The sequence below is a fragment of the Methanofervidicoccus sp. A16 genome, from assembly GCF_003351865.1.
Lineage (GTDB): Archaea > AGJL01 > Methanococci > Methanococcales > Methanococcaceae > Methanofervidicoccus.
The window spans coordinates 1,030,210-1,047,128 of record NZ_CP022242.1; the positions used below are offsets into that span (position 1 = coordinate 1,030,210).

Here is a 16,919-nt window from a genome sequence, read left to right on the forward strand (position 1 = left end):
CTTCCCATTCGAGAAATTCCCATATATTTAAAAATTACCTTATAAAGAAACTTTATCCTCTAGGATGGGAGGATGTCAACTCTAAAAGATATACCTCGTCTCCCACCTTCACATTTTTTAATATCTCTATATTCTTAACCACTCTACCTACAATATTAGTACCTTCAAAGGTTTCCCCTGTAGGACCGTATTTATCATGTGGGTTTAACCTTACACCTATGTACCCCTTATATCTTTTAACCATATTTGTTACTCCTATATAACCTCCCTCTACCCTTTCTGAGGGCGTATTTTCAGGTAGTAATCCACGGGCATAATTTTCGTTCCTTTCAAACATTACCATATCTCCTACCTTGAAATACACCTTCAACTTACCTATCCTCCTTGTAGTGAGTCCAGAGGTTTTTCTAAAGTACCAGGCAGTTCTTGGGGCCTTGCTATCAAATATCTCTATATATAACAGTTTATCTGGAGATAGTCCTTTAGTTATTACCTTCTTAGATTTAAGTACCTCTAAGGTGTACTCTGGTTTCTGTTCAACCACTATAGCATTATCGTCCTTATCTCCTTCCCTCTCATGCTCTATACCGTATCTACTGAATAACTTAGAAGCCTCACCTTGAGTCATTCCTAAGACATTTAATCTCTCAGGTTTCAACTTAACAGTTATAACGCCTTCATCTGAAAAATCTACTAACTCCATGCCCTTTGTTATCCTACCTACCACAGTATGTGAAGGAGTGGATGTTCTCCCATCCCTGTAAATATAAACCTTACCAACACCCTCCCCACTGTTTCTAACTGTAATAGCACCTCTAAACCTATCTTCTATGTTTTCCTCTTCTATATCAAGACTCTGTAATCTACAGTCTGCAATATAGGTATTTGTATGCTCCCCGATCTCAAAGTAGTTGTTCTCCATAAGTGCAAGGACATGCTCAACAGTTTGAGGAGGTCCATCTAACTCTCCTTCGCAGTAGGTCCAAATCTTCCAGCCCTCTTCAAGTTCTATATTGAGATCCTTTGTTGTTAGATAATCCACCATCTCCTTTGATTCCCTTAGAGGTTCTATGGAGAGTATTCTATCCTCTGGAGTTAGTTGGGAGAGTATCTTCTTACCTCCTATAAGAATCCCTATTTTTGGATTCTCAATACCGTATACCTCTGTAGTGTCCTTCTTGATAAATACTAGATGTCCTTCCTCCTTATCAAATCCAGATATACTTAGTACTACATCCCATTTCTTAAATTTCTCGGGCTTATTACTCATCTCTAAATCTATGGTAATAGGCCCAAATGCGACATCAGATATTCCTCTCCATCTAACACTCTTATTAACAAATTTCTTATAGTTTCTATTCCAAAAATCTACCACCTTAGAATCTTCAGTTATACCTATTATCAATACTCCCTTAGTTGTGGTGATCTTGTATTTCTTAGATCTTTTTACCTCCTTTTTTACTCCCTTCACTATTACTACATTACTCCCCTCAATATAAAACTCTCCCTCAATCACGTCTTTAAGGGTTTTTCCTTCCTTTTCCTTACCATTTACAAATACCTTTACCATGGGATCCTCTCCTAATACTTTTATATAGTTAAAAAGATATATTGGGTATAAAATTATTTTAATTATATTAATTACTATAAAAATTGTGGGGAAATAATTATGGAGGACAATGTCTCATTACAGTCACGTAAGAGATTAACTTCAAAGGCTAGAAAGATACTTAGAGCACAGTCTCACTCACTATCACCTGTGGTATGGATAGGAAAGGAAGGTGTAGATAAGGTTATAAACGAGGTAAAAAGACAGATAAAGGATAAAGGGCTTATAAAGGTTAAAATTAGAAGGATAGCACTGGAGAAAGATACTCGGGAAAATATTGCTAGAAAACTGGCTTCAGAGGCAGATGCGGAAGTTGTAAGTTTAGTTGGGAATGTAATAACACTGTTTAGGCCAAGGGAGGGGTGGAAGAGATACACCAGTAAAAAGAGTGAGAAGTCTAAGTATATAAAGGAGTTTGAAAAGTTGAAATTTGCTAAGAAATTTAGAGGGTCTTAGGTTGTATACTGCAAAATACATTGAGAATTCAATAAAATATTCATTCCTTTTATTTATATTACTGTTCTTAGTGTATCAATTTTTTATATTATTATTTAATTAATTAAATTTAAATATATTGGAATAAATAGATATTATTAACATAATATAGAAGGGAAAATAATTGGGGATAAAGATGAAAAATAAGAATTTTATCCAGGATCCTGAATCTAAATTTTTTGAAGTGTTGAAGGATGTTTTTATAGGTGCAGAGGTTGAGGGGGAGTCTGGATACATCAACCTAATGAGGATAAAGACGAAGTATTTTGATAAGATCTTTAAGGAGTTGCAGAAAGAGATAGATGAAAAAACAGAGGAGTTTCCAGAGTTTAAAAAGGAGTTATTCGATAAACTTTACAGTTTCTTTAGAAGGTACTTCAGTGAGAGTGGATCTATTTACTTCAGATACACTCCCTTTCATGAGAGGATCTACGAGAGGGTTTATACAGATAACAGGGACGTTGTAATGTTCTGGAAAACCCATATGCTATACTACGTCAAGACAGATATACAACCTAAGGGGATGGAAGTTGAGATAGATGGTGTGAGGTTTATTTTCGATGTCTCCAAGTTGGAGCATAAAAAAACTAACGAGAAGAGGAAGTTGATCTTTGAGTTGAAGGAGGTTAGGGATGGTACAGTTGTATTTAACGTACTCTACTCTGAAAGGGGGAGGAAAACTAAATTGAAGGATATCTTAAAGGAGTTGAAGAAGAAAGGTATAGTGTTAGATGAGGAGACCTTAGAGAGAACTTTTAGGGTTTTTGAAAAGCAGAACGAGGTGGATTACTTTATAAACAAAAATGCAAGGGGGTTTTTGAAGGAGCAGTTTGATCTCTGGTTTTATCAGTATATCTACTCCGATGAGACAGAATTCACTGAAAGGAGGGTTAAACAGTTGAAGGTTTTGAAGGAGATCGCCTATAAGATCATCGACTTTGTGGGGCAGTTCGAGGATGAGTTAGTTAAGATCTGGCAGAAACCTAAGTTTGTTTTAAACAGTAACTATGTGATCACCTTGGATAGGATCGCTAAAAAAGAAGGGGGAATAGAAGTTATTGAAAAAATAGTGGATAGGTTGATTGAACAGAAGAGGGAGTTTAAGGGAGAGTTAGATAGATGGAGGAGTATTAAAGAAAATAACAGATCTTATAGGGAGAGGTTTGAGGAGGTTGGGGAGATAGGGAATCAGGTAGTTGAGTGGTATCTGTTGGATTTAGTCGATGAGGATTTCGATCCTAAGGGGATCTTGATACCAACTATAACAGGTAAAAACTTGAATCCAGAGTGTCGATTTTTACCAATTGATACAAGGTATTTTAAAGATTTAGAGGTTGAGATCTTAAGTTTGTTTGACAACTTAGATGAGGAGTTGGACGGGTGGTTAATTAAGAGTGAAAACTGGCAGGCTTTGAATACCATACTACCGAAGTTTAAGGAGAAGGTGCAGACGATCTATATAGATCCGCCCTTTAATACTGGAAGTAACGAATTCACCATGTACATTAACAGGTTTTTAGATTCCGCCTGGATAACGATGATGGAGAACAGGTTGAGATTGGCAAGGGAATTTTTGAAGGATACTGGGAGTATATTTGTTAGAATAGATTACCACGGGAACCATTATGTTAGGTTTTTGATGGATGATATATTTGGGAGGGAGAATTTTAGGAATGAGATAGTTTTAAAGAGAGGTGATGTACCAAAGGGTGAAGTTAATAAATTACTTACAGGGACAGAATCTCTATTCTTTTATTCTAAATCATGGGAGAAGATGCTGTTTAACTATCCTGTTAAAAAGAGAAAGGAACAAAAATGGCTACCTATGCACCTCCCAGGTGAAAGATCTACATATGAACTTCAAGTAAGATACTTCTTTGGAAAACCGTTATTACCGCCAAAAGGTAGACATTGGGCACTTTCACAGGAGAAGATCGATGAGTTTATAAAAAAAGGAAAGATAAGAATCAATAAAAATAAAGAATATATAGATACACAGGGTAATTTAGTAAAAGGAATGCCGGAAATTCTACAGTCCCCTGAGGAGAAACTAACTTCAAATTGGACAGATATACCTTCCTATGTTATTCCCAGTAAATTTGGATTTCCAACAGAAAACTCCGAACAACTCCTTAAAAGAGTTGTCCAATCAACATCAAACCCTGGAGATATAGTTATGGATTTCTTCCTCGGCTCTGGAACAACAACGGCGGTAGCACATAAGTTAAAGAGAAAGTGGATAGGAGTAGAGATGGGGGAACACTTCTACACTGTAATCTTACCTAGGATGAAGAAGGTTTTAGCCTATGATAAATCTGGAATCTCAAAAGATAATGACGTTAAAGAGATCTACAACAAGGATAATGCAGGAGGTTTCTTCAAATACTACCAATTAGAACAATATGAAGACACCTTAAGAAGGGTTAAATACTCAGATACCGATCCATTCTTCGATCCAACAGAGGATCCCTACAATCAATACATATTTATGAAGGATTTAAAACTCCTGGAGGCGTTAGAGATAGACTATAAAAACAACAAGGTTAAGGTTAACCTTGAAAAACTCTACAAGAATATAGACGTTGCAGAGACTATCTCCAACTTATATGGAAAGTGGATAAAGAGAATTGGAGAGGGATATGTAGAATTTGAAGATGGAGAAATAGTGAATACTGATAATTTAGATTATAAATTAATCAAACCTTTAATATGGTGGTAAGTAGATGACAGTAAACAGTAAAAAAGAACAATAATTAAAATAATAATTAAAGATTTTAAAATAAGGACTTTCCATCATCCCAGATATAAAATTTTAAAAAGAAGTATTGAAAAAAGATGATCCTCTTAACGATTTTTATATTTATTATTTTTATCATTTCTTTTATCATTATTATTATTTTTTAAACCAAATGATTTCAGGGAAAAATATAAGGAACTTATATATTAAAGAACTAATAAAAAAATAATCTAATGATAATATGGTGGCAAATATAATCCTTAAACCTATCCTACAATCAATAGTTGAAGATATAGATTTTGACTCCTTACCAGGTAATTGGAACATCTTAGACACTGTAAGTTTTTCCAAGGATAAAAAACTCTGGGACTTCCAACAGGAATCCCTTAAAAATGCTATCAAGGTTTTATACCTCTACTTTAAAGAGGATAAAGGGGATAAAAAAAGATTCTACCAAAGGTACGATTTAGATGAAGATCTAGAAAAAAACTTAGATATAAGACTCTCCAGGTTAAAGAAGAACCTCTCAACTATCATAAGAGAGTACTATCCAGTTGAAAACAACAGGATAAAGTTTTACAACTTCATAAACAGGGCCTCTTTCTGGATGGCTACAGGAAGTGGAAAATCCCTTATTATCGTAAAACTCGTTGAGATCCTAAAAAGACTGATGGAATTAAAAGAGATTCCCGAGAGGGATATACTGATCCTTACCCACAGGGAGGATCTACTAAATCAGTTGAAAAAACATGTGGAGGAATTCAACCAGTTGGCGGGAGAAAGGGGGTTCAGAATAAACTTCGTAGAACTAACTGACTACGAGAGGATAAAAAGGGAGAGTTTAATTCCATATCTCAAGGAGATAACAGTTTTCTACTACAGATCCGATCTAATAGGGGATGAGCAGAAGGAGAAGGTAATAGACTTTAGAAACTACGAAAACAATGGAAACTGGTATATAATCTTAGACGAGGCTCATAAGGGGGATAAGGAGGAATCTAAGAGGCAGATGTTTTACTCCATTATGTCAAGGAACGGTTTTCTCTTCAACTTCTCTGCAACTTTTACAGATCCAAGGGATATTATAACAACAGTTTACAACTTCAACTTGGAGAAGTTTATCTCAGAGGGCTACGGTAAGCACATCTATATACTTAAAGAGGATATGGAACCTTTTAAAGATAGGAGGGATTACAACAAGGTGGAGAAGCAGAAGATCCTTTTAAAATCTCTAATCCTACTTACATACCTTAAGAAGGTTAGGGAAGAGATAAAGGAAGTTGCCGGCAATATCTACCATGAACCTCTGATGTTAACACTGGTTAACACCGTAAACTTTACAGAAACTAAGGATGAAAAACCTGATTTAACCTTATTCTTCCAGGAGATAGAGAGAGTAGGAAAGGGAGATATAAATAAAGATATCTTTGAGACAGTTAAGGATGAACTACTCCAGGAGTTTTCAGAGGATTCTAAGTTGATATACGAGGACATCCCCCTCAAGGTTAAAAGGGATATAATTAAAAGTATAAAAATAGAGGATATTCTAAAGTACGTCTATAACTCCGAGAGTTTTGGAGAGGTAGAGGCAATAACTATCCCTGGAAAAAAGCAGGAGGTTGTATTTAAACTAAAAACCAGTGATAAACCTTTTGCATTAATTAAAATTGGAGATGCTGTAAAGTGGATAAAGGACAACCTCAAAGGGTACGAAGTTATAGAGAGTTATGAGGATAAAAGTATATTCGAAAACCTTGACGAGAGGGAAGATATAAACATCTTAATGGGATCCAGAGCCTTCTACGAAGGTTGGGACTCCAACAGGCCAAATATTATACTCTTCATAAATATAGGTGTTGGAAAGGATGCAAAGAAGTTCATAATTCAATCTGTTGGAAGGGGGGTGAGGATAGAGCCAATTAAAGGTAAGAGGAGAAGGTTGAGAAACCTCTACAACAGGGGAGAGGATGGAGGTATCTACAAGAGAATAGTAAGTATTAAAGATGGTAGATACCTGATAGACTCTATAGAAACACTCTTTATATTCGGGACGAGGAGAAAGGTACTCTCTGAAGTTATAACCACTTTAAAGATGGAAAAAGAACCTGCAAAAACTATCCAGTTGAGAAAAAATAAAGATGCAGAAACCTACGCCCTCCTAATCCCAGTATTCAAAGTTTCCAAAAAGAAACTTTATCAAGAGAGGGAGATACAGAAATTCGTAGTATCGGAAACCTTGTTTAACGCCCTTAGGGAGTACTTCACCTCTACAGATGAGAGGATCCCCATAGTGGAGAACAACATAACACCAGATCTCCTCCAATATATAAAAAACAGTTTTAAGGACAGGGAGAGGTACTATAAAATTGTCCAAGACTCTTCCATCCCATTCAAGGTAGCACTACAGAAGTTGATAAATCACTTCAACATCAATATCGAGGAGTTAGATAGATTTAAAGTATTAGAGGAGGAGATAATTCACTTCAAAAAGATAAAGGTATTCCTAAAAGAAGAGGAAATCAACGAGTTAAAGGAGAAGATAGAGAAGGTTTATAAATATATAGATCCTGAAACTAGGAAGGATGAATTAAAAACAATGTTTGAGAGGGGAGAGATCTCCATAGAGGAGTACACATCTGAAATAGAGAAGTTGGCAAAGACTTCAAAGGAAGAAAACTTCAAAGATCTAAAGATAAAAAAGATAGTTAATCACTACTACATCCCCCTAATCCTCTCCAAAAAAGAAAAAGTAGATTATATAAGACATATAATAAAGACAAAAAGTGAGGTGAAATTTATAGAGGATCTGGAAAACTACCTCAACAGTAGGGATATAGACGTTGACTGGTGGATGTTCAGTAAGATAGACGAGTACTTAGATGAAATATATATCCCCTACTACGATCCAGATAGCAATAAAATAAGGAGGTTTAAACCAGATTTCATATTTTGGTTAAAAAAGGGAAAGGATTACTACATCCTATTTGTGGATCCAAAGGGGATAAAACATACAGAGTTTGAGCATAAGGTAGATTACTTCAGAAAGATATTCGGCGATATAGAATCACCAAAGGTATTTGAATTTGACGGTTTTAAAATCAGGGTTTACCTGTATTTATATACAGAGGATAGAAATAAACTCTCTGAAGGGTATAGAAAATACTGGATCGATGAGGTAGGGGATATATTTAAAATATTACAATGATATTTTAAAAAATAAAAGATTTTATAAAAAATATTATAATTAACTTTTAATCATCACTTTGATGAGAATTAAGGTAAGGGGTTCTGGGAGACAATCTTTCAGAGAGCTAGTATTATGAAAAATTTGATAAATTAGGAAAACCAATTTTATAATATCTTCAAATATCTTTCCTAAGAATGTTTGGAGATGCTATGTAGACAGGTCAGTAGGGTTCTTAGTAAATATTATATACCCCTATTCTATAATATAGGAACTTGCTCAATACCCCTCTCTTTTGATATAAATTATAATAAGTATGAAAAATTTTTTATAAATAATTAAAAAAATATATAAAAAATTTTTGAGGTGTAAAAGATGACAACAGTGTACGATGTGCCTCCATCAAAACTTATTGAAAAGGTGGCAAAAAAGTTGAAGGAGATGGGCATAGATAAACCAGAGTGGGTAGATTTCGTCAAGACAGGGGCCCATAAGGAGAGGAGACCACATGATCCAGAATGGTGGTATATAAGATGTGCCGCTATCCTTAGAAAGATATATATCGATGGTCCTGTAGGGGTAGAGAGACTAAGAACTGCATACGGTGGTAGGAAGAACAGAGGTCATAAACCTGAGAAGTTTGTAAAAGGTAGTGGAAATATTATAAGAAAGGCTCTACAGGCACTGGAGAAGTTAGATCTTGTAACAAGAACTAGAGAGGGTAGGATAATTACTCCTAAGGGACAGTCTCTACTGGATAACACGGCAAAAGAGGTTAAAGATGAGATTATAGAAGAAGTACCTGCCCTCTCCAAATATTAAAAAGGGGGTAAATATGGATATTGAAGAGATAAGAAGAAGAAAATTACTAGAACTACAGAAAAGAATGGCTGCCAATAAAATGACTGATGAAGAGCAGCAGGCCCTCCAACTTCAACAACAGTACGAATTACAGAAAAAAAGGATATTGAAACAGATACTTACAGAACCTGCGAGGGCTAGGTTGGCTAGGTTGAGATTGGCAAAACCTGAACTTGCCGCCCAGGTAGAACTTCAACTTCTCCAATTGGCACAGATGGGAAGGATCCAGGTACCTATCTCCGATGAGGAGTTGAAGTCACTCTTAGAAAAACTCCATGAGATGAGTAAGGCTAGAAAGAGAGAGATAAAGTTCATTAGAAAGTAAAAAAAGGTCTTCATATGAAAAAGGCCTACGTCCTATTCAGTGGAGGAAAGGACAGTTCATTGTCAGCATTACTTTTGAAGAAGTTGGGATATGAGGTTGAACTTATTACTGTAAATTTCGGAGTATTGGACTCCTACAAGTACGCCCAGGAAACTGCAGATATATTGAATATTCCCCATAAAGTGGAGTTTCTAGACAGGGAAATTATCGAGAGAGCTGTAGAGATCATCCTAAGTGATGGATATCCTGGCAAGGGTATCCAGTATCTCCATAAGAGGGTTATAGAGATATTGGCAGATAAGTACAAAGTTATAGCAGATGGTGTTAGAAGGGACGACAGGGTGCCGAAGTTATCTCACTCTGAGATACAGAGTATAGAGATGAGGAAGGGCATTGAATATTTAAATCCCCTTATGGGCTTTGGACATAAGACTATTAAATATCTCGTAGATAGGTACTTCATACTCTCCCAAGGAGAGAGTGATAGTATATTAAAGTCAGATTACGAGAGTGAAATTAGAGCCCTGATAAGGGCTAAAGGTAGAGATCCCAAGGATTACTTCCCTAAGCATACTCAGTCTAGAGTGATAGGGTTAAAAAAGGAGAGTGAGGTGTAAGTATGGGATCCATAAAACCACTTGGAAAAAAGTTGAGACTTGCCAAGGCTTTAAAGCAGAACAGAAGAGTTCCACTATTTGTGATACTAAGAACTAAAGGTAAGGTTAGATCTCATCCAAAGATGAGGCATTGGAGAAGAAGTAAACTTAAGAAGTAAGTTATACATTTACCTAATAAATAGTCTATATTTTTTCAATTCTATCCTTTTTTAGAATTTTTATTCCTATTATAGGCAATATTAAATTTATATAAAAATTAAAAATAATAACTATTATAATAATAAAAATATAAAAAGTAAAAATGAATAGAATAAAAAATAACTACAAAAAGAGATAAAAACTTCTAAGAAGAAGGTTTAACAGAAACCTTGCCTGTTTTCTCCAGTACTCAGTGCAAACTAGAGGATAAGGGAATATTTTTTGCTTTCCTACCTGTATTTATTCTTTATTTGGATATTAATATATTAAGATTTTTGTTTTTTGATTTTTAATTATTCTTTTTATTATCATTCTTTTATTTAAGATTCTCGATGACTGTTGTTAATTTAAAAAGTTTTGTTTATTACTATTTTTTATTTATATCAATCTACATCTTCCCTGGGCACTCTATCCCTAACAACCTAAGGCCATTCTCTATAACTATCTTTGTAGATTCTACAACCTTCAACCTGGAGTACAGTATATCCTCATTTTCCTCCTTGAGTATTGGACAGTTCCCGTAGAAACTGTTAAACCTCTGGGCAACCTCTAACATATAGTGTGCAAGGGTTTGAGGTTTCAAAGACTCTCCAGACATCTCGAGGATCTTTGGGAACTTCAGAAGGGCTTTTATAAGTATCTTCTCCTGATCCTTCATCTCGTAGTTGAAGAGTTCCTTAGGATCCTTATCCTCTACCTTACCTATCTCCTTAGCATGCTCCAATATTCTACAGCATCTAGCATGGGCATACTGTATAACTGGACATCCCACCTTCTCAAAGTCCAAAGCCTCCTCCCATTTAAATACCATAGGTTTCTCTGGAGATACCCTTACTATGTTGTACCTAACTGCACCTACAGCGATTTTATGGGATATATCTTTTATCTCCTCATCCCTGGCAATACCTCTCTTTTTAACCTCTCCAATAGCCCTCCTCTCAGCCTCCTCAAGGAGTTCGTCTAAACTTACAAACCTTCCCCTCCTTGTACTCATGGATCCCTCCGGCAGAGATATGAACTCGTAGAATATCACCTTTGGAGTCTTAGAATTCAACAGTTTTAAGGAGGCATTTACCATCTCTGCGGTAAGTTTATGATCTGCACCTAAGACGTTTATACCTATATCACAGTTTGACATCTTGTCCAGATGGTAGGCTATATCCCTTGTGGAGTAGAGGGTAGTGCCGTCTAATCTCATCAATACAAGTTTCTTCTCAATTCCAAATTCTGATAGATCAAGTTTATATACATCTTCTTTTACTACTTTACCAGTCTCCATCAATCTTTTTATAACCTCCTTTACCATCCCGTTCCTTACGTACTCACTCTCCCATACAAATACGTCATGCTTAATATTAAGATTATCTAAGGTCTCCCTAATACCCTCTAAGGCGTAATTTACTGCCCACTGGAATCTCTCTACTACTGGACTATCCTCCTTATTCTCCAAAGATCCCTCGTACTCCCTCATTATCCTTCCTATCTCATCCTCCAGTTGAGGATCCTCCTCTAAGAGTCTATTTGCCTTTACGTAGATCTCTCCAATGGCATGATCTGGTTTTTTACTCTTATCTATCTCAAACCTCTCTAAACCGAAGACAACAACAGCCTCCTGCCTCCCCATGTCATTTACATAGTAATGAGTTTCTACATCATAACCGATAAACTCTAGTATCCTCCTTAAACTGTCTCCTATTATGGCATTTCTACCATGGCCTATATGGAGGGGACCGTTGGGATTTGCAGAGGTGTGTTCAAGGATTACCTTCTTATCTTTTTTCTTACCTCTACCGAAGTTCTCCCTCTCCCTAAGTATCTTACCTATACCATCCTTGGAATACTCCTTATAATCTAAAAAGAAGTTTATATAACCGTTAACTGCCCTCACATCACTAACATAGGGAATACTTTCAGATTTTAACCTCTCTCCCAACTCCTCTGCAATAACCTTCGGAGGTTTTCTAAGTACCCTCGCCAACCTGAAGGATACATTCGTTGAATAATCCCCCAACTCCAAGGAAGGTGGCTCATCTAACTGTATATCTCCAACATCCTCCTCACATATCTCCTGGATCTTTCTGTAGATAGCATCTTTTATAGTATTCTCTACCTCTATCATGGTATCACTTTAATGATCCCTCCTTACTCCTAACTATAAAATCAACTACCTTATCCAACCCCTCGTTAGTCTTAAGGGATGTAAGTACTACCTCCATCTTATCGTTTATACTCTCAGCGTCCCTCTTCATCTTCAAGGGATCTACACCTACAGCCTCTGCAACATCTATCTTATTTATAACAGTGAGATCTGCAGTTTTAAATATCATGGGATGTTTCTTAACTGTATCGTCTCCCTCTGTAACACTTATTACAACTATTCTCTTATGGGCACCGAGATCGAAATCTGTAGGACATATTAAATTCCCCACATTCTCTATAAAGAGTATATCTAACTCCTCCAAGTTAAGATCCTCCAGAGCATGACTTACTAAATGAGCATCTAAGTGGCACTCCTTGCCAGTGTTCAAGGGAACAACCTCCACACCATATTTCTTAAACCTCTCTGCATCGTACTTGGCTATAACATCCCCTGCAATACATCCTATATTGTATCTGTCCTTTAATTTTTCAATTAACTTCTCTATAAGTAATGTCTTCCCACTACCAATGGCACCCATGAAGTCAAAGGCGGTGACGTTATACTTATCTAAAAGTGCCCTGTTCTTATCTGCAAGTTTCTTATTGGCCTTTAAAAGATCTCTTTCAACGTCCAAAACACTTACAAAGTGCATAATCTTCACCTGTAGCATTTTATAAAATAATTTTTTATAATAATTATATTAAATAAACGAAACTTAATAAAAAATTTTATAATAATTTTAGAGACAATTAAAGTTAAAAATAATATCTTAAATTGTTAATACATAAATAAACTGTTAAAATAGTAATAATTAGGATAAAAGAATGAAAACAGGTAGCAAAGTAAAATTTAGTCCTTGACTCTCGAACTACCCTGAGTACTGGAGAAACTTGACAGGATTTCTATTAAACCTTTTTTAAGAGTTTTTATCTCTTTATATTTGATAATTTTTTAACTATTTTCATAATTATTTTAATTATTTTTATTATAATTTAAAAAACTATGTTCATAACTTAAAAAACAAAAAAAGTATCGATTAATACATCCTTATTATACTCTGAAGTACTGGATCTGTAACTTCATTCTCAGGGATCTCTTCGATCTTCTCAATTTTAATAAGGGTTCTCTTTACATGGTGTTTACTTCCCATTTCAGAGTACAGATACTCTAGAGCATCTTCCTTTTTTAGAGCCCTGTACTCCTTTCTAAAGAACATAGGTTCCTCCTTACCAAGTATTCTCCCAGTTATTCTGTAGATCTTTATCATCTCTATCACCCCATTACTCTATTAGATCCAAGGCTTCCTCTATCTTTAACATTTCAGGCCCTGTTGTGTCTCCACCTACGATAGCGCCCTTTGAATTTGCAACAATACAGGCACCTACTGAAGGATTACCCTTATTGGCAGTACCTCTCTCCAGTATATCTATCTTGAAGATATCTTTCAACTCCTCTATTTCCTCCTCAGAAGTGTTTGGATGGACTAGGCCCCCCTTATTTGTAACAACTAAGTTGGAACCCACAGTACTTAACCCCGCAACATCTCGAGGCACTACCTCCACATTTAATATATCTTCTATCTCCCTTCTATACCCCCTCAATTCGTTGGATATTATACATCCCCTGTCGTTAGTGGCTATAAGATTACCAAAGGCAGTATTTTTCGCCTCCACTTTTTCGATAGCAATATCTATATCGTTCTCTCTTAAAAATCCCTTTAGTGTTTCTATCTCATCCTTTGAGGTTAAGGGAGGAAGTACTATACCGTAAGAATTTGCCACAGAGAGAGAACCTATTAGAGAACTGTTTCCAATATTTAGGGCTTTAACAGGGACTTCTAATATACGGGAGTATCTCTCTAAGGCCCTCTCTTCAACAAAGTGAGGAAAGAGTCCAAATAATTCAGTGGCAAGGGAAAGTACTCCTAACGTAGGTATCCCTGAAAAATACTCCTTTATCACCCTCATAGACACCACAGATTGTTCGAAAATCTTATTCTACAAGTATAGCCCTTACTACGTTATCCTCCTCTTTAATCACCTTAACTCTTATTCTAGGAGGAATCTTAGATATACCTCTTTCCCATACTTTCTCGTTTATGGACCTATCTAACTTGATTACCTCGCACTTAGTATGTCTCTTCAGGAATTCTCTAATCTTTTTTATGGCCCTTGGAGCCCTTTTTGTAGCTACAGATCTGTTGGTAACATCCCTTAACGGTATTGTGTATATCCTCTCCTCCATGTTTTACACCCTTTTACCTTGATACTTAAGGTTTTCTATATTTTAAAGAATATCTTATTTAAAGGTTATGGTGAAAGTTATTATAATTATATTAAATAGAAAGACATATATAACCTAAGGATAGTATGAATATTGTCTAAAAAAGTATGATGAGGTAAAAGTATGGAGGCGTTAATTCTAGTAGGTCATGGTAGTAGATTACCCTATTCAAAAGAATTAGTTAGTAAAATTGCAGAGAGAATAAGAGAGAGAAACATCTACCCCATTGTAGAAATAGGTATGATGGAGTTCAACGAACCAAATATATCCCAAGCGATTAAAAAGGTAATAGAGAAAGGTGCTAAGAGGATAATTGTAGTACCTGTGTTTTTAGCCCATGGAAATCATACAAAGAGAGATATTCCTAAGATCTTAGGAATATATAACGGAGAAGAGGAGGATTCTCATCACCATGAACACCATCATCACCACCACCATCATGAGGAACCTGTGGAGATCCCAGAGGGTGTAGAGATAATATATAGAGAACCTATTGGACCAGATGACAGATTGGTAGATATTATTATAGATAGAGCCCTTGGAAATTAAGGGACATAAATTTTTTATTTTTCTCTTCAGTAGGAGATCGATAGGAGTATTAATTATAAATAAAAACTATGAATTTTACTGTTTTAAGTACTGAACAAAAAAAAACTATTATGTATTTTAGTCTAATAATAAAAATTAAAAAATTATTGAAAATAAAAAAGTTAATAAACAGTTGAAAAGGTAAATCTCGCCGTTATCTGGAATACTTTAAAAACTAACTTTATTTAGCCTTGGTAATTATTCAAAAAAGTTATTTAATATTATAATTTTTTATTTTTTATTCTTTTTTATATCTTATATTTTACTTTTTTGATAAAAAATAGAAACAAGAGTTGTAAATTTTTGGTTTAATGATTTAAAATGTTAATGATTTGAAGGGTCCCAGATGGGTTCCCCTTCAAATCCCCTAAATATCTCCGCAGGATGTAGGATACCCAATATTACCGGTTTTTATAACATTTCATTTATTTTCTTACTCATAATCTTGAAGACTTCTTCATCTGTAAGAACTCCCTCTGGAGGCTCTACAACCTTCTTCAGTTCCAATGGGACACCATCCATTCTGTATGCAATTCCACCAACTTCTACCCCTGTGAAGGCAGTTGGTATTATTATGTTAGACAGTTCAGTTGTAGGTGTTTGGTGTGGTTCTACACATATTACAGGTATCTTTGCTATATGCTCTACAGCCTTCTGTGGGAAGTGTGCTCCTGGATCTGATGCAATGTTCATCATTACGTCGACCTCTCCTCTAAGTAAGAGGTCAATGGTACTTGTCTCCCCTGGGTTGTACCTTGGATAACCTCTACTGAAGTCCACTGCATAAGGATATCCTGTTAGCCAGGATATTACCTGGTTGAACCCATTTACGTTGTAGTGCCCTCTCATTGGCATCAGTCCAAATTTGGTATAGGCGTTGAGATCCCTAATCAGACATATTGCGTTGTCTATAATTCTATGTTTACCTCTACTCATAGTTACTCCCATACCAAAGTACAACTGCCCAAACTGAGCCTTTTTACATGCCTCTACCACTTCATAGATGGTGTCCACTGGAATCCCTGCAACTTTATCTGCGTTTAATTCCATTCCTCTGAGCACTGCCCTCATGGCACTTATCAACTCGTAGTCCTTGTTGGGCTCCACCTGTAAGTGGAGATCTGCCAACTTTGTAGTGTCTGTCTTCCTTGGATCTACTACTACAACAGTCCTATCTCTTCTTCCCCTCTCCCTGAAGAACCCTCTTGCAAATACAGAATATCTACCCATATGTCTTGGGTGGGCATGCATTGGGTTGCATCCCCAGAATATTACAAGATCGGCTCTGTTTTTAGCCTCTCCAAGGGTACAAACTGGGTATCCTACATCCTGCACAGCCAGTAGAGAAGGACCATGTCAAACAGTTGCTGTGTTATCTACAATAGCCCCAATTTTCTCCCCTATTAATATTGCCTCACGCTGTGCCTCACAACTTATAGAGGAGAATCCATAGAATACAGGAAGTTTTGACTCTACTAGCAATCTTGCAGATTCTTCAATTGCAGTGTCGTAATCTGTCTTTTTGAAGTCATCCTTCTTATTCTCTCTTATTAGAGGTTCTGTATATCTTACAGAGCCCTCAAAGTGCATGAATTTTGCATGACCTATCCTACAGGCGTTCCTTGTCCCAACAATGTGGCCGTCCTCTACCATGATTTCAATATCGTCACAGAGGCAGCCACAGAAGGGACATACAACATTTTTTACTACCTCAACCAAAGGGATCACCCCATTAATAGTAGATTCTCTACATTACTTTATACTATCATTAATATTTATGTCTTTTTATTATGTTATTTTTATATAACTATTAACTTTTTTGAAATCTATTAGAAATTTTTATTTTTAGAAAAATAAAGTATTTGTAGGTATAGATAAAGAG

15 protein-coding genes are annotated in these 16,919 nt (G+C 35.9%); 8 read left to right on the top strand and 7 right to left on the bottom strand.

Annotation, left to right across the window (positions count from 1 at the left end; genetic code table 11):
- Positions 1-52: 52 nt before the first annotated feature.
- On the bottom strand, positions 53-1,570 hold the full coding sequence (locus tag CFE53_RS04795) for a methanogenesis marker 3 protein (RefSeq protein WP_148120730.1): 1,518 nt from the start codon (positions 1,568-1,570) through the stop codon (positions 53-55).
- Positions 1,571-1,669: 99 nt separating this feature from the next.
- Between CFE53_RS04795 and yhbY the strand changes: the two genes are divergently transcribed.
- The 7 genes from yhbY to CFE53_RS04830 all read left to right on the top strand — a co-directional run bounded on the left by yhbY (position 1,670) and on the right by CFE53_RS04830 (position 9,986).
- A complete protein-coding gene (gene yhbY, locus CFE53_RS04800) occupies positions 1,670-2,065 on the top strand; it encodes a ribosome assembly RNA-binding protein YhbY (protein WP_148120731.1) in 396 nt (131 codons plus the stop codon).
- Positions 2,066-2,240: 175 nt separating this feature from the next.
- Positions 2,241-4,823 carry a site-specific DNA-methyltransferase gene (locus CFE53_RS04805; protein ID WP_148120732.1) on the top strand — a complete coding sequence of 861 codons (2,583 nt, stop codon included), beginning with the start codon at positions 2,241-2,243 and terminating at the stop codon, positions 4,821-4,823.
- A 259-nt stretch (positions 4,824-5,082) separates the two neighbouring features.
- Entirely contained in the window at positions 5,083-8,046 is a 2,964-nt protein-coding gene (locus CFE53_RS04810) for a DEAD/DEAH box helicase family protein (RefSeq protein ID WP_216360695.1), read from the top strand.
- A 354-nt stretch (positions 8,047-8,400) separates the two neighbouring features.
- Positions 8,401-8,847: a 30S ribosomal protein S19e gene (locus CFE53_RS04815; protein WP_148120733.1), complete on the top strand. Its 447-nt coding sequence runs from the start codon at positions 8,401-8,403 to the stop codon at positions 8,845-8,847.
- A 13-nt stretch (positions 8,848-8,860) separates the two neighbouring features.
- On the top strand, positions 8,861-9,211 hold the full coding sequence (locus tag CFE53_RS04820; RefSeq protein WP_148120734.1) for a DNA-binding protein: 351 nt from the start codon (positions 8,861-8,863) through the stop codon (positions 9,209-9,211).
- A gap of 14 nt (positions 9,212-9,225) precedes the next feature.
- Positions 9,226-9,828 carry a 7-cyano-7-deazaguanine synthase gene (locus tag CFE53_RS04825; protein ID WP_148120735.1) on the top strand — a complete coding sequence of 201 codons (603 nt, stop codon included), beginning with the start codon at positions 9,226-9,228 and terminating at the stop codon, positions 9,826-9,828.
- A 2-nt stretch (positions 9,829-9,830) separates the two neighbouring features.
- Positions 9,831-9,986, top strand: coding sequence for a 50S ribosomal protein L39e (locus tag CFE53_RS04830; RefSeq protein WP_148120736.1), 156 nt, complete (start codon positions 9,831-9,833; stop codon positions 9,984-9,986).
- Between the two features lie 428 nt (positions 9,987-10,414).
- On the opposite strand, the gene argS is transcribed toward CFE53_RS04830, so the two are convergent.
- The 5 genes from argS to CFE53_RS04855 form a co-directional block, all read right to left on the bottom strand.
- Positions 10,415-12,142 carry an arginine--tRNA ligase gene (gene argS, locus CFE53_RS04835; protein WP_371678290.1) on the bottom strand — a complete coding sequence of 576 codons (1,728 nt, stop codon included), beginning with the start codon at positions 12,140-12,142 and terminating at the stop codon, positions 10,415-10,417.
- A 7-nt stretch (positions 12,143-12,149) separates the two neighbouring features.
- Positions 12,150-12,818 (bottom strand): hydrogenase nickel incorporation protein HypB, encoded by a 669-nt coding sequence (gene hypB / locus CFE53_RS04840; RefSeq protein ID WP_148120738.1) that lies wholly within the window; start codon positions 12,816-12,818, stop codon positions 12,150-12,152.
- Between the two features lie 384 nt (positions 12,819-13,202).
- Positions 13,203-13,433, bottom strand: coding sequence for a 50S ribosomal protein L18Ae (gene rpl18a, locus CFE53_RS04845; protein WP_172456361.1), 231 nt, complete (start codon positions 13,431-13,433; stop codon positions 13,203-13,205).
- 13 nt (positions 13,434-13,446) lie between these two features.
- Entirely contained in the window at positions 13,447-14,133 is a 687-nt protein-coding gene (locus CFE53_RS04850) for a translation initiation factor IF-6 (protein WP_148120739.1), read from the bottom strand.
- Positions 14,134-14,158: 25 nt separating this feature from the next.
- Positions 14,159-14,410, bottom strand: coding sequence for a 50S ribosomal protein L31e (locus CFE53_RS04855; protein ID WP_148120740.1), 252 nt, complete (start codon positions 14,408-14,410; stop codon positions 14,159-14,161).
- A 162-nt stretch (positions 14,411-14,572) separates the two neighbouring features.
- On the opposite strand from CFE53_RS04855, the gene cfbA reads away from it, so the two are divergent.
- Entirely contained in the window at positions 14,573-14,998 is a 426-nt protein-coding gene (gene cfbA, locus CFE53_RS04860) for a sirohydrochlorin nickelochelatase (RefSeq protein ID WP_148120741.1), read from the top strand.
- Between the two features lie 450 nt (positions 14,999-15,448).
- On the opposite strand, the gene CFE53_RS04865 is transcribed toward cfbA, so the two are convergent.
- Positions 15,449-16,756, bottom strand: a complete 1,308-nt coding sequence (locus CFE53_RS04865; protein ID WP_148120742.1) for a formylmethanofuran dehydrogenase subunit B — start codon at positions 16,754-16,756, stop codon at positions 15,449-15,451.
- Positions 16,757-16,919: the final 163 nt, after the last annotated feature.